The organism is Spongiactinospora sp. 9N601, from assembly GCF_044326295.1.
Classification (GTDB): domain Bacteria; phylum Actinomycetota; class Actinomycetes; order Streptosporangiales; family Streptosporangiaceae; genus Spongiactinospora; species Spongiactinospora gelatinilytica.
This window is the reverse complement of the sequence record NZ_JBIRBB010000008.1, coordinates 310,198-323,251: the sequence shown is the minus strand read 5'-3', so window position 1 is coordinate 323,251 and position 13,054 is coordinate 310,198. Positions and strand designations below refer to the sequence as shown.

The 13,054-nt window shown below is 71.8% G+C and carries 14 protein-coding genes and 1 pseudogene; 9 read left to right on the top strand and 6 right to left on the bottom strand.

All coding sequences use genetic code 11. The features are described from left to right. Nucleotides 1–71: 71 nt before the first annotated feature. A complete protein-coding gene (locus ACH34R_RS21450; protein ID WP_397563230.1) occupies nucleotides 72–809 on the bottom strand; it encodes a phosphotransferase in 738 nt (245 codons plus the stop codon). A gap of 330 nt (nucleotides 810–1,139) precedes the next feature. Between ACH34R_RS21450 and ACH34R_RS21445 the strand changes: the two genes are divergently transcribed. Beyond that, nucleotides 1,140–2,513, top strand: coding sequence for an MFS transporter (locus ACH34R_RS21445; RefSeq protein WP_397563229.1), 1,374 nt, complete (start codon nucleotides 1,140–1,142; stop codon nucleotides 2,511–2,513). A gap of 64 nt (nucleotides 2,514–2,577) precedes the next feature. Here the strand turns inward: ACH34R_RS21445 and ACH34R_RS21440 are convergent, their stop codons facing one another. Together ACH34R_RS21440 and ACH34R_RS21435 are read right to left on the bottom strand one after the other, a co-directional pair. Continuing rightward, nucleotides 2,578–3,000: a YkvA family protein gene (locus ACH34R_RS21440; RefSeq protein ID WP_397563228.1), complete on the bottom strand. Its 423-nt coding sequence runs from the start codon at nucleotides 2,998–3,000 to the stop codon at nucleotides 2,578–2,580. Next, nucleotides 2,997–3,371: a hypothetical protein gene (locus ACH34R_RS21435; RefSeq protein ID WP_397563227.1), complete on the bottom strand. Its 375-nt coding sequence runs from the start codon at nucleotides 3,369–3,371 to the stop codon at nucleotides 2,997–2,999. Before ACH34R_RS21435 ends, ACH34R_RS21440 begins: the two co-directional genes overlap by 4 nt. A gap of 187 nt (nucleotides 3,372–3,558) precedes the next feature. Between ACH34R_RS21435 and ACH34R_RS21430 the strand changes: the two genes are divergently transcribed. The 4 genes from ACH34R_RS21430 (at nucleotide 3,559) to ACH34R_RS21415 (ending at nucleotide 6,184) form a co-directional block, all read left to right on the top strand. Then, on the top strand, nucleotides 3,559–4,224 hold the full coding sequence (locus tag ACH34R_RS21430; RefSeq protein ID WP_397563226.1) for a maleylpyruvate isomerase family mycothiol-dependent enzyme: 666 nt from the start codon (nucleotides 3,559–3,561) through the stop codon (nucleotides 4,222–4,224). Between the two features lie 103 nt (nucleotides 4,225–4,327). After that, nucleotides 4,328–5,278 (top strand): SPFH domain-containing protein, encoded by a 951-nt coding sequence (locus ACH34R_RS21425; RefSeq protein WP_397563225.1) that lies wholly within the window; start codon nucleotides 4,328–4,330, stop codon nucleotides 5,276–5,278. After that, nucleotides 5,278–5,559, top strand: coding sequence for a hypothetical protein (locus tag ACH34R_RS21420; protein WP_397563390.1), 282 nt, complete (start codon nucleotides 5,278–5,280; stop codon nucleotides 5,557–5,559). The genes ACH34R_RS21425 and ACH34R_RS21420 overlap by 1 nt, the downstream gene beginning before the upstream one ends. Next, nucleotides 5,531–6,184 (top strand): GPP34 family phosphoprotein, encoded by a 654-nt coding sequence (locus tag ACH34R_RS21415; protein WP_397563224.1) that lies wholly within the window; start codon nucleotides 5,531–5,533, stop codon nucleotides 6,182–6,184. The genes ACH34R_RS21420 and ACH34R_RS21415 overlap by 29 nt, the downstream gene beginning before the upstream one ends. Nucleotides 6,185–6,266: 82 nt before the next feature. Here the strand turns inward: ACH34R_RS21415 and ACH34R_RS21410 are convergent, their stop codons facing one another. Further along, nucleotides 6,267–6,797, bottom strand: coding sequence for a hypothetical protein (locus tag ACH34R_RS21410; protein WP_397563223.1), 531 nt, complete (start codon nucleotides 6,795–6,797; stop codon nucleotides 6,267–6,269). Nucleotides 6,798–6,895: 98 nt separating this feature from the next. On the opposite strand from ACH34R_RS21410, the gene ACH34R_RS21405 reads away from it, so the two are divergent. Beyond that, nucleotides 6,896–7,105, top strand: coding sequence for a hypothetical protein (locus tag ACH34R_RS21405; RefSeq protein ID WP_397563222.1), 210 nt, complete (start codon nucleotides 6,896–6,898; stop codon nucleotides 7,103–7,105). 10 nt (nucleotides 7,106–7,115) lie between these two features. After that, nucleotides 7,116–8,075 (top strand): SMP-30/gluconolactonase/LRE family protein, encoded by a 960-nt coding sequence (locus ACH34R_RS21400; protein WP_397563221.1) that lies wholly within the window; start codon nucleotides 7,116–7,118, stop codon nucleotides 8,073–8,075. Nucleotides 8,076–8,173: 98 nt separating this feature from the next. On the opposite strand, the gene ACH34R_RS21395 is transcribed toward ACH34R_RS21400, so the two are convergent. Continuing rightward, nucleotides 8,174–9,769 carry a tol-pal system YbgF family protein gene (locus ACH34R_RS21395; protein WP_397563220.1) on the bottom strand — a complete coding sequence of 532 codons (1,596 nt, stop codon included), beginning with the start codon at nucleotides 9,767–9,769 and terminating at the stop codon, nucleotides 8,174–8,176. Nucleotides 9,770–9,869: 100 nt separating this feature from the next. Then, nucleotides 9,870–10,501: pseudogene (locus ACH34R_RS21390) on the bottom strand (response regulator). Nucleotides 10,502–10,771: 270 nt separating this feature from the next. Here ACH34R_RS21390 and ACH34R_RS21385 point away from each other — a divergent pair. Further along, the gene (locus ACH34R_RS21385) at nucleotides 10,772–11,719 is read left to right on the top strand and encodes a TetR family transcriptional regulator (protein WP_397563219.1); all 948 of its coding nucleotides are present in this window, start codon (nucleotides 10,772–10,774) and stop codon (nucleotides 11,717–11,719) included. Beyond that, a complete protein-coding gene (locus ACH34R_RS21380; RefSeq protein ID WP_397563218.1) occupies nucleotides 11,712–13,049 on the top strand; it encodes a glycosyltransferase in 1,338 nt (445 codons plus the stop codon). The genes ACH34R_RS21385 and ACH34R_RS21380 overlap by 8 nt, the downstream gene beginning before the upstream one ends. Nucleotides 13,050–13,054: the final 5 nt, after the last annotated feature.

Genomic DNA, 13,054 nt, shown 5'->3' with positions numbered 1-13,054 from the left:
GCTCTCCGAGCCTTCCGGCCTCGGTCGCGAACCTGCGTAGGGATCGCCCGCCGGCCATGGGCCTTGCGGCGTCACAGCCGGGATTTCAGCACGGCGATCTCGGGCCATGGGTCGAAGCCGTGCTCGATCAGCCAGCGGACCGCCCGCAGGCTTCGCAACGACCACCACGCGCGGATCACGTCGAGGTCCACGTCGGTGCCGTAGCCGGCGATGACGTCGGCAATGCGGTCCTCGTGGCCGAGCGTCAAGGTGGCGAGGTCGAACAGGGCATCGCCCTGGCCCGCCTCGGACCAGTCGATCACGCCGGTGATCTCGTCACCATCGGCGAACACGTGGGTGATCTGCAGGTCGCCGTGCGTGAAGGCCGGTTTCCACGGCCGGAGCGCGGCCTCGGCGATCCGGCGATTTCGCGTGACCACGTCGGTGGGCAGGACGCCGTTCGTGACAAGCCAGTCGCATTCGCCGTCGAGCTGCGCCGCGACCTCATCGAGGCTCTGGCCCGGCCACGGTGGTAGTGGCGCGTCATGCAGCATCCGCGCGGCTGCGCCCGCCGCGGCCCACGCCGCCGGCGACGCCATCGACGGCTCGCCGAGGCGGCCGAGTGCCGTCCCTGGGAGGGCGGCGAGCGCGAGCACGGGCGGCTTGCGCCACAGGACCTCCGGGGTCGGGATCGGCGCCATGGCCATCGCCTCGACCTCGACGTCGGTACGCCTCTGGTCAGTGTCGATCTTGAGGAACACGTCGCCGACGCGCAGGGTCGCGCGCTCATGATGGGCGACGACGACCTTGACCTCCTCCACGTCGGCCATTATCGCGAGATGATCACCGATGTGGCCACACGTTCATCGCGTGCGACCGCGCCCCGCTGCCCTGCGGACTCGTGTTCGGCACCGGCACTGGGGACCGAGAGCAGCATCGGACGATCACGCCCGGGCCGGATACCCGCCGTGCCTCGGCTGCGGTATCGTGCATGGCATGTCCGGCGCTTCTGCTGCGGCTGCCGCCGCTGTGACCAGGACGCTCCGCTAGCGGCGGGGCGTTCCTCTTCCACTTTCCGCTGAACGTTCCGTCGCTTCGTGGTCAATCCGGAGCGGCCGTTTCGTGCTGCCCGGGATCTCCCCGAGCAACGGAGCATTTCTGTGGGGTCACCCTTTCTCTTCTCTCACCAGGGCGGTTCGTCGCCGGTGCGGGCCTGGCTGGTGCTGAGCTGCCTGGCCATGTTGCAGTTCCTCATCGCGGTCGACGTGACCGTGGTCAACGTCGCGCTGCCGTCCATCGGCCATGATCTGGGCGCGGACGCCCGCCGCCTGACATGGGTGGTCGTCGGGTACACGGTCACGGGCGGCGGCCTGCTGATGCTCGGCGGACGGCTCGGCGACCTGTTCGGCAGGCGGCGGGTACTGCTGGCGGGCACCGTCCTGTTCGGGGCGGCGTCGCTGCTGGCCGGCATCGCCCCGTCCTTCACCCTCCTCGTGGCGGCGCGGCTGATGCAGGGCGCCGGTGAGGCGCTGGCGCTGCCCGCCGCCATGGCGGTGATCGTGCTCATGTTCCCCGAGGGGCTGCGCCGGTCGCGAGCGCTGGGTGTGTGGGCCGCGGTGGCGAGCAGCGGTCTGGTACTCGGCTTCGTGCTCTCCGGGGTGATCACGCAGCTTCTGGGCTGGCGATGGATCTTCCTGGTGGCCGTTCCGTTCATCGTGTTCGTGTCGGCGGCCACGATCCTGCTGGTCCCCGCCGACCCGCCGGGCCGGCGCGTCAGGCTCGACCTGCGCGGGTCGGTACTGCTGACCGCGGCGCCGCTGCTGTTCGCGCTGGGCGTCGTCGAGGCCGGGCAGGACGGCGGACCTGGCCGGCTGTCGCCGCCGGCGCTGGCCGGGGCGCTGTTCGTCGTGACCGAACGCCGTGCGGCCGACCCGCTCATCCCTCCCGGATTCTTCCGCAACCGGGCCCGTGTCCTGGCCAACCTCGCGACCGCGCTGCTCAGCGCCGCCCTGTCCACCTCGTTTCTGCTGTTCACCTATCACCTGCAGAACCGGCTGGGGCTCAGCCCGCTGGCGGCCGGGCTCACCCTGCTGCCGTTGGCCGTCTCCCTCGTCGCCGCCGCGACGTTCGTGCCACGGCTGCTCGGGCGGTGGGGGGCGCGCGTCTGCGCCGTCACCGGGATCGGGCTGACCGCGCTGGGCATGGCCGCCATCGCCGCCGCCCCTGCGGGGGCGCTCGTTCTGGCGACGGTTCCGGCGATGGTGCTGATCGCCGCCGGGATGGGCTTCGGGCTCGTCGGCCTGCAGTACGCCGCCGTGACCGGCGTGACCGGAGACGACGCGGGGGCCGCCGCCGGCGTCCAGCGCGCGGCCGACCAGCTCGGCGGCTCCACCGGGATCACGGTCTACATCGGCGTCGGTTTCGCTCCCGCCCTTGCGGGCATCGACCCGTTCCTCACGAGCAGCGCCCTTGCCATCGTGGGTCTCGCCGCCGCCGGGTTCATCGCCTGGCGCATCGCCCTGCCCGCACACTGAGAGATCCGGCCCCGGCCCGGTGACCGGCGGGCATCGCGTCTTTGTCCTACGCGCTGACCTACGGTCACTGTGGCTTCCGGTGCAGGCCGGTCAGGCGGACGACGGCCGTGAACCCGTCGTCGGTGCCGGGCCAGTGGGCGCGGACGGCGTCCAGCCCGGCCCGGCGTACGACGCCGCGGAGCACGGCGGTGACGATGATCGCGTCGTCGGCGTAGCCCAGCACGGGAATGAAGTCCGGGATCAGGTCGATCGGGAATGCCAGATAGGCCAGCAGCAGACCGAGCCGCACCCGCACCCCGCGCGGCAGGGTGCGGTCCGCGGCGAGCCGGCGGAGCAGGCGCAGCACGTCCGGCAGCACGCGCAGCGCTTCGCGCAGCAGCCCACCGCGCGGGCGGGCGATGAGCAGCGTGATGAGGAGCGCGAGCCAGGTGAGCGCCAGGGCGGCGGCGATGCCGATGAGCAGGTCCCACCACAACGAACCGGTCATGGCCGGTGCACCACGCGCGGTGGCGGTGCCTCGTTGATCGGGACCTGGCCCGGTTCGCCGGCCTCGGCGTGCAGTGCGGCCTCCTCGATCGCGGCGCGGGCGGCGATCTTGGCCAGCCAGGTGCGGAAGCGTTCGAGGCCGGCCTCGGACTCCTCGGCCTCGGCGTAGGGGAGGTCGCCTCGTGCCCGTTCGCCGGCCGGTTCCAGCCGAAGCCCGGGCAGACGTTGTGGCACCTCGGCGACCATCGCCCGCTCCCCGGCCCGGTCGGTGAACGCCATCGACAGGGTCCGGGCGGCGAGCCGCCGGACCTGCGTGTGGACCTCCGGCCGGGCGGGACAGGCAGATCGACCGTTGCAGGCATAACGCGCCAAGTGAGCGCAGCTTGCGCCACGCCTGGACGCGCAGCGTGCCCGCGGCCGTCGCGGGTGCGCATCGTCTGTCACACGACCACGTTACGTGCGGTTACAACGACTTGGGCTGGCCGAGTTCTCCTCAGCGGCGATGAGTTCTTCTCGTCCCGGGAGTCTTCTCCTCAACGACCCTGACGAGAGGACTCCTGTGATCTACGACGAGACGAAAAGAGGGAGCGGACGCGCGGCCGGCCTCTGGCCGTTGGTACACGCCGAGCGGGCGGCCCTGGCGGTGGATCTGGCGGATCTGACCGACGAGCAGTGGGCGACGCGGTCGCTGTCCACCGCGTTGACCGTGCGCGAGGTGCTGGCGCACCTCACCGCGGGGGCGAGCCTTAACGCCGTGCGGTGGATGGTGGGCGTGATCCGCTGCCGGTTCGATTTCGACGAGCAGGTCGCGATGCGGCTGGCCGAGCAACTGGGCGCGAGCCCGGCCGAGACGCTTGAGCGGTTCCGCCGCGTCGTCACGAGCACCACCAAACCGCCCCTCCCGATCATCGCGATGCTGGGTGAGACGATCGTGCACGGCGAGGACATCCGGCGACCGCTGGGCATTCGGCACGAGTACCCGATCGGGACCGTCACCCGGCTGGCCGAGTACTACCAGGGTTCGGACCAGGTCGTCGCCGCCAGAAAGCGGATCACCGGGCTGCGGCTCACCGCGACCGACGGTCCTTTCGCCACCGGTTCCGGCCCGTTGGTGTCCGGTACCACCCTGGCACTGGTGATGGCGATGACCGGGCGCTCGGTGTACTGCGACGAGCTTGACGGCGACGGCGTCGCGATCCTTCGCGATCGGCGCGACATGACGTGACCCTGCGCTCCGAGCCCTTCCTCACTCCGGCGGGCCTTCCCCGGTCGCCCAAAAAGTGATATCACTTTGCTAGCAAGGTGAAGTCACGTAGAAGGGACCGACGATGGCGAACACATCGGGCGAGGCCGCACTTGAGGCCGCCGTCGTGGAAATGCCCGCGCCGCGCACGCGCGAGCACCCCGTGCGGGCGGCCAACGGGTTCGTGATGCTGGGGGTCGCGACGGCGCTGACCCTTGCCGGGATCGCGCTGCTCGTCGTGGGAATCGTCATGCTCGCCTCGGGGGCCGGGCAGGGCGGTATATGGGTGGTCATCGCGAGCGTCCTGGTGATCCTGCTCGGCTTCTCCACGTACTTCGGCCTCACCGCGGTGGCGCCGGGCGAGGCTAGGGTGGTGCAGTTGCTCGGCCGGTACGTCGGCACCCTGCGCACCCCCGGCTTCCAGTGGGTCAACCCGATCACCGCGCGGCGGCGGGTGTCCACGAGGATCCGCAACCACGAGACGGACGTGACGAAGGTCAACGACGCGGACGGCAACCCCATCCAGATCGCGACCGTGGTGGTGTGGCAGGTGCAGGACACCGCGCAGGCGGTCTTCGAGGTGGACGACTTCGTGGAGTTCGTGGCCATCCAGGCGGAGACGGCCGTGCGGCACATCGCGGGCAGCTACCCCTACGACGCGCACGGCGAGCCGAGGCTGTCGCTGCGGGACAACGCCGACGAGATCAACGAGCGGCTGTCCACGGAGATCGCGGCCAGGGTCGCCTCCGCCGGGGTGAAGGTCATCGAGTCGCGGATCATCCACCTGGCGTACGCGCCCGAGATCGCCCACGCGATGCTGCGCCGCCAGCAGGCCGGTGCGGTGGTGGCGGCCCGGCAGCGGATCGTCGAGGGCGCGGTCGGCATGGTGGAGATGGCGCTGGCCAGGCTCGCCGAGCACGACGTGGTCGAGCTGGACGAGGAGCGCAAGGCGGCCATGGTGAGCAACCTGCTCGTGGTGCTGGTCGGTGACCGCGACACCCAGCCCGTGGTCAACACGGGCACCCTCTACCAGTAATCACCGTGGAGCGGAAGAAGATCCTGCTGCGGCTCGACCCGGTGGTTCACGACGCGCTGGCCAGGTGGGCGTCCGACGAGCTGCGCAGCACGAACTCCCAGATCGAGTTCCTGCTGCGCAGGGCCCTCTCCGAGGCCGGGCGCCTGCCCGACGGGGTGGGGCGGATGCGCCCACGCGGACGGCCGAAGAAGGCGCCGGGGGACGCCACAGAGGACGACGACACAGATCAGAAGGCAGAAGGGGAGCAGGCGGATGGAGACGGCGCGAGTGGAGCAGAGTGAGTCACTGACCCGATCGGCCTTCCTGCTGGCCTTCGACCTGCGGAAGGAGAAGCTGACCCAGCGGAGCGGGCTGGGCTACCTGCTACGCGCGGCCACCCTCGCCGAACTGCTGCTGGCAGGCAACCTGGCCGACGAGTCGGGCAAGGCCCGAGCGATCACCGCCCCGGCCGCCGAGCCGGGCTCGCTGCGAGCCATCGTCTGGGAGCAGATCACGAACGCGCCGCCCCGCTCGTGGCGGCGGTGGGTGCAGAAGGACAACGGCAAGGCGGTCCGCGTGGTACGCGACGAACTTGCGGCGGCGAGGCTGATCAGCGTGGAGCGGCGCCGGATCCTGGTGTTCCCGGTCGAGCGGATCAGGCCGCGCAAGGCGTACCTGTCGCGCAGGCTGGCCGAACGCGTCGGCCGGGCCATCCGCGGCGGCGGGCCGGTCGGACGCCTGGACGAGGACGTGCGCGTGCTGGCGGCACTGGCCATGGCGGCCCGGCTCAAGACGGTGGCCCCCTCCTGGCGGGAGGCGCGTCAGCGCCGGGACCGGATCCGGCGGCTTTCCGCGCCCATCGAGCCGATCGCGACCGCATTGCGCAAGAGCATCGAGGCGGCCGGATCGGCGGACAGCGGCGGCTGACCGGCGTACCACCCCGACTGTTCGATCACCCGGGGGTCAGGGTCGAACTCGGCGACGTGCCGCGCGTGCGCTGCGGCGCATCTCAGGCGGTAACCGGCGACGAGCGAGACCGGGTAGATCGCAGCAGGACGACGGCCAGCACCGCAGCGATCACGAACGCGCCGGAGGCGATCGCGATGCACCCGAACACGCCGGCGGCCGAGTTGACCGTCTCGCCCTTGATGACCACGGTGGTGGACGACAGCACCGCCCCACCCACGAAGTCCAGGATCACCGATCCGAATGTGACCATGACCATGACCAGGCCGGCCACGACGCCCTGCCGTTCGCCCTTGGCGTCGGCGATCGGGCTGACCGGCCCCGAGCCGATGCGGTGTACGTGCAGGTCATTCGGGTCGGCGTTGTCGAGCAGGACGGGCCCGGTGTGCTCGTAGGCGATCAGTGACCAGTGCGGGCCCCGCATGAGGTCGAACAGGCTCCCGCTGAATCCCGGGCCCTCCAGGCCGCCGACGTCGGGGGCGCGGTCGCCGGCCACCGGGCCGGCGACGCCGCTCGGCGGGCGGACCGGGCGTGCCCGATTGACCTTCGACGTCGTTTGTACTTTCGTTGTCATCAGGAGTGAACGCAGGCCCCGCGCACCGCACCTGACAACGGGAGCCACCGAACGCGCTCTACCGCCTGCGGCGGACTATCCTGCGTTCGCCCTGATCGATGCAGTACCTGCGCAACGTGGCGGGCCCCATCCCCGCCACCGGCACGACACCGTTCGGCCACGGCGGTCCGGCATGGACCGCCGGCATGTTCCAGGAACACGCATCGGCGTGCGTCGCTCGCTGGGAGGCCGCACCACCGAACCCCGGCCGCCCGCCGCGTGACCTCGCCGGCCAGGCCCGCGACCACATCGCGGCGTCCACCTCGTAGGAGGCATCACGTGATCCGAACGATCAAGATCCTCGGCGCGGCACTCGCCGTGCTGCTGCCGGTCCTCACCATCGGCGGCCCCGCGAAGGCCGCATCCGACCAGGGGGCCACACAGGTGGCGGCGTCCCCGACGCCCCCGAAGTACCCCACGACGATCTCCTTACCGAACGGGTTCCGGCCCGAGGGCATCGCCACCGGCCCCGGCCCGTACGCCTACTTCGGCTCCCTGGGCGACGGTTCCATCTACCGCGCCGACCTGCGCGACGGAAGCGGCGCGATCATCAGCCCCGGGCCCGGCACGTCGTCCGTCGGGATGAAGACCGACCGGCGCGGGCGGCTGTTCGTGGCGGGTGGCGGGAGCGGTGGCGCGCGCGTCATCGACACCCGTACCGGCCGGATACTGGCCTCCTACCAACTGTCCAGCGTCCCGGCGTTGATCAACGACGTGGTCGTCACCCGGGACGCCGCCTACTTCACCGACTCCACCAACCCGGTCCTCTACAAGCTGCCGCTGCACGGCCGGCGGCTGCCCGCCGCCGCGACGCCGATCCCGATCACCGGGGACCTGGTGTACCGGCCCGGCTTCAACGCCAACGGCATCACGCCGACCCCGGACGGCCGGGGCCTGATCGTCGTGCAGTCGAACACCGGCGGCCTGTTCCGTGTGGACCCGTCCGGTGCGACCCGTCAGATCGACCTGCACGGTGAGACGCTGCCCGCGGGCGACGGGCTGCTGCTGCTCGGCCGTACGCTGTACGCGGTGCAGAACCAGCTCAACTCCGTGGCCGTCATCCGGCTGAACGCGGAGGGCACCGAGGGCCACGTCGAGCGGCGGGTGACCGACCCTCGCTTCGACGTACCGACCACGGTGGCCGCCTTCGGAGACCGCCTGTACCTCCCCAACGCCCGCTTCTCCACCCCGCCGACCCCGGAGACGCCGTACACCGCTGTCGCGATCCCGCGCCCCTGAGCTCGACCCCGCCCGGGGCCGTTCACGATCGGCGCTGACCAGGAGGTCGCGCTCGCGGCATCGGCCCGCGAGCGCGACCCGGTCAGGTGCGGGAAACCTCATGGCCTGATCAGCGAGGCGTAGGCCGCGCGCACGTCCGCCGTGGACGACTTCACATACTTCTCCGACGGCGGGCCGGGGTCGATGCCGTAGTAGGTGTAGTGGATGCGGGCGGGGCAACTGGAGCCGCCGATCTGGAGGCTCGTCCTGGACACGAGCTTCCCGGTCCGTACCTCGTAGACGCGGACGGAGACCTTTCTCTTCCGGAACGCCACCTTCTCCAGCGGGCCCACGGTGTGGATCGGCTCGTAGTAGCAGGACCTGACCGTGCTCCCGAACGAGATCTCACCGACGCAGATCACCAGCACCGCGTCCGCGGGATCCTTGGCCAGCCATGATGAAGGCAGCTTCCTGCGATGCCCGTCGTTGCCGAACAGCATCGCGCGGTGCGGTCCCCGGCCCCGGTAGGGGGCCGCCCCGTGGTAGGGAGCCGGGCGTTCGCAGTAGGCGGGCTTCCCGCCGGAACCCGGGCGTTTCACCAGACGCCGGAAATGGGCCAACTCGATCTCCAGCGTGGCCCGCTTCACTCCCTGCCTGGCCCGGCCCGCGAACGGGTGCCCAGGGTACTGGTCGAGCAGTTGCCGGTACTGTGCGCGGGCCTCCTTCCAGTCCTTGCCGCTCGCGAGGTCGTCGCCGCATCCGACGATCGCGGCGGGGGCGACGCGGGTGACGGCGTCGCCCACATGGTCCAGTGCGCTTCCGCCCGCCGCCTGCCCGCCCAGCCAGTCGGTGATCGTCCGGGTGGCGCAGGAGTCCTTCAGCGGCAGTCCGCCGAGGAAACCGTCCAGGACCGCCTGGATCTTCGCCTCCTGGCCGGGGAACTCCCCGAGCACCCGTGTCAGCCGGCCGAAACCGGTCTCCAGGGCACCGATGTCGCCGGTCAGGGCGGTGCCGAGTTCCTGCCCGGCCTGCGCCAGGAAGAGATCGGCCCGGCGGACGTCCACCCCCGGCCACAGCGCCCCGGGATGAGCACGGTAGGCGCGAAGGGTTTCGGCGGCGCGCAGCCGATCGCTCCCCGCCTGCCGCTCGGCCTGCATCAGCAGGCGGCATGCCTCAAGCTGATCGTCGGCGCGGGCGGTCAGCGGCGCGTCGGCCACCCGGTGGCCGAACCACAGCCGCCGCAGAACCGGCAGCGCCTGCGCGCACCGGCCCGCGCGGTGGGCCGTGGCGGCGTCCTGCTCGATGCGTACGGCATCGAGCCGCAGCGCACCGACGGCCACCAGGACCGGGACCACGACGCCGAGCGCGATCAGCCGCTGCCTTCCAGCCCGGCCGTGTTCTCCGACCAGGTGCCCGGTGCGCCACGATCGCCCACCCGCCAGGTACCAGCCGTGCACGGTGACGGCCGCCCACCACAGGAGCACCACCCCCTGGAACCACACGGCCCGCGCGGCCAGGGCGTGGACGATGACCAGCGCAATCGTGACCGATACGGTCCCGGCGGCGAGTCTGCGCCGCCCCAGCATCAGATATCCGACGCCGAGCAGGGAGGCGTTGGCGAGCGCCACGGCGTACGGGTCGCGGGGCTGTGCGTCGCGTCCATTTTGGCGCGATCCATCAGGACGGCCGCCGGAACTCCCAGGTATCGGATCCATGGTGGCACCCACCTCCCACGATCGTCGCGGGCCGCATCCCGGCCAGGCCCCAAAAGTAGGCGCCGGCGCGGGGGAGGGGTCCCCGCGTTCGGGCGGGGGCTCAGAATCGGCCGCTGACCAAGTCGGCGTCGTAGGCGAGCAGGGCCGCCTGGGTGCGGTTGGCGCAGCCGAGCTTGCCGAGCAGCCGGGACACCTACCCCTTGACCGTCGTCTCGCTGAGGAACAGCCGGGCTCCCGTCTGGGCGTTCGACAGGCCCTCGGCCAGGCAGGTCGGCACGTCGATCTCACGCTCGGTCAGCTCGGCCACCAGCGCCTTGGCGGCCTGCTTGGCGGGCGCTTCCGGCGCGAACGTGGCGACCAGCCGCCGGGTGAGGGCCGGGGAGATGACGGCGTGCCCGTCGGCGGCCACCCGGACCACGTCGGTGAGGTCCTCCGGGTCGGTGTCCTTCAGCAGGAAGCCGACCGCGCCCGCGCGGAGCGCGCGGACGACGTACTCGTCCTCTTGGCTGGTTCGGGGAGCGCGCAGGCGCGTTCGGTGGCGGTGAGGCCGTCCACGCCGGGCATGCGGATGTCCATCAGCACGACGTCCGGCCGCAGGCGCACCACCGCTTCGAGGGCCTCCGCACCGTCGTACGCCTCGCCCACCACCTTCAGGTCGTCCGTACGGGACAGGATCGCCCGCAGGTGGGCGCAGACCATGCGCTCGTCGTCCACGAGCAGGACCTCGATCATGCCCGGCCCCCGCCGGCCGGTACCGCGAGGCGCGGGCCGCCGCGGTCGGATGGACGTCGCCCCCGGCGACGCCGGGCGGCTGTGGGTCACCATCTCCCCGCTCACCACGCTGGCCGGCCACGGCGAACCGCAGCGCTTCGCGCCGGCCCGGCTGCGGGACGACACATTCGTGTTCGCCGAGGCCCGCGGTGGCACACACCCGGTCGTCGCCTTCCTACCGGGACCGGACGGCCGGGCCGCCTTACAGATGAGGGGCCATTCCAGGAGGAGGTGGCGCGCCGGGCGGGGAACGCGCTCGCCTGGCATCTGCTGCGGGCGGGAGAGCTGGAGCCCGCGCTCGCCGCCGTCCAGCGGGCCCTGCCGGTGGCCGCGAAGCCCGAGTACGACCACGTCCGTGACACGCAGGTACGCATCCTGCTCAAGATGGGCCGCACGGACGAGGCGTACGCCGTCGTCGATCAGGTGCTGACTCGCGCCCCGGCCTTCCGGGACTTCGCGGACCTCACCGGGTCCTCGGACTTCCAGCAGTGGCGCCGAGGCTGGCGTCCAAAGCGCCGGTGTGAGGTCGCAGACTTTCACTTGACTTCCAACCCAATTGAATGTAGTGATGACTCTATGGAAAGTGGGACCAGGCGGCCGTACCGCATGAGCGCCCGTTCGGCGGCCATGGAAGTCACGCGTACGCGTGTGCTGGAGGCGGCGGCCACGCTGTGGATGCGCCAGTGGTTCGACGACGTCACGTTGCAGCACATCGCCGATGAGGCGGGGGTGTCGGTACAGACGATCGTCAACCACTTCGGAGGCAAGGACGGGCTGGCCGACGCCGTCGCCGAGTGGGTGGCCTCGCAGACGGCGGTCGCCCGCCAGGCGCCCACCGGCGACGTGGCGGCGATCGTGACCGTGCTCTTCGCCGACTACGAGCGGCACGGCGCCGCCAACGTCCTGTGGACCGCGCAGATGGACCGCGTCCCGGTGGCGGGCCGGGCGGCCGCCCATGCCCGCGCCCAGCATCGGGCCTGGCTGGAACAGGTCTTCGCCGACCGCCTCCCGGCCCCGGGTCCCGACCGCGAGCACGCGCTGAACCTGCACCACGCCGCCACCGACATCTACCTGTGGAAACTGTGGCGGCACGACCTCGGCCTGTCTCGCGAGGACGCCGAACGCGCCATGTGCGACCTGCTGACGTCGATCGACCCCCGAAAGAGAAACTATGCGTAAGAACTTCCTGTTCGCCACCTGGGCCGGCGGCGGAGCCGTGCCGCCCACCCTCTCGGTCGCCCGCGCGCTGCGCGAGCGCGGCCACGGCGTCCGGGTGCTGGGCGACAGGTCGCTGCACGACGAGGTGGCCGCCACCGGCGCGGAGCCGATCACCTGGACGACGGCGCCCCAGGGCGACACCACCGACCCGGCCGGCGACCTCCTCAAGGACTTCGAGGCCCGCACGCCGATGGGCGCATTCGCCCGGCTCCGTGACCGTTTGGTCTGCGGCCCCGCGGCGGACTTCGCCCGCGACACCCTGGCCGAGCTGCGCGCGCATCCGGCTGACGTACTGGTCACCGACTTCTCGCTGCTCGGTGCGATCACGGCGGGCGAAGCGGCCGGAATCCCGGTGGCCGCGCTGGGGACGACCCTTTACCCCTTCCCCGCCCCGGGCGCGCCGCCGTTCGGTCCCGGGCTCAGGCCCGCCACCGGTGTCCTGGGGCGGCTGCGCGATCGGCTCCTGACAGAGATGATCACCAAGCCGTGGGCCAAGGGACTGCCCGCGCTCAACGCCGCCCGTGCCGCCAACGGTCTCCCGCCCGTCGATTCGGTCATCGACGCGTTCGGCCGCGTCGACCGGTTCCTCGTACTGTCGCCGCGGGCGCTGGACTACCCTGGCCGGCGGTTCCCGCCCTACGTCCGCCACGTCGGGCCGCGGCTCGACGACCCCGCGTGGGTCGGGGAACTGCGACTGCCCGAGGGGGAGACCCCACTGGTGCTGGTCAGCCTGAGTTCGACGTTCATGAACCAGCGCGAGCTGCTCCAGCGCATCGCCGGCGCCCTCGGCCGGCTGCCGGTACGCGGGCTGCTGACCACCGGCCCGGCAGTGGACCAGGCAACGGTCCACGCGCCCGGCAACGTCCTGGTCACCTCGGTCGCCCCGCACAACGCCGTGCTCCGCCACGCCGCTGTGACGATCACGCACGCCGGCCACGGGACGGCCGTCAAGTCCCTGGCGGCGGGTGTGCCCATGGTGTGCGTACCGCTCGGGCGCGACCAGGGCGAGGTGGCCCTGCGCGTCGCCCTCGCCGGAGCAGGGATCACCCTACGCAGGAGCGCCTCACCCGGCACCATCGCCCGCGCGGTCGGCCGGGTCCTGCACGACCCGTCCTACCAGCGCCAGGCGCGGCGCCTGGCCGCCGAGATCGCCGCCGAAACGGCGACCGACCGAGCCGTCACCGAACTCGAAGACCTCACCGCGACGACGCCCGGACCTGGATCTGGGTCCGCGCCCGGACCGCTGACGCACTCGCCCGGATCCGTACGGAAATGCCCGGTGAGTGGATGACGGAC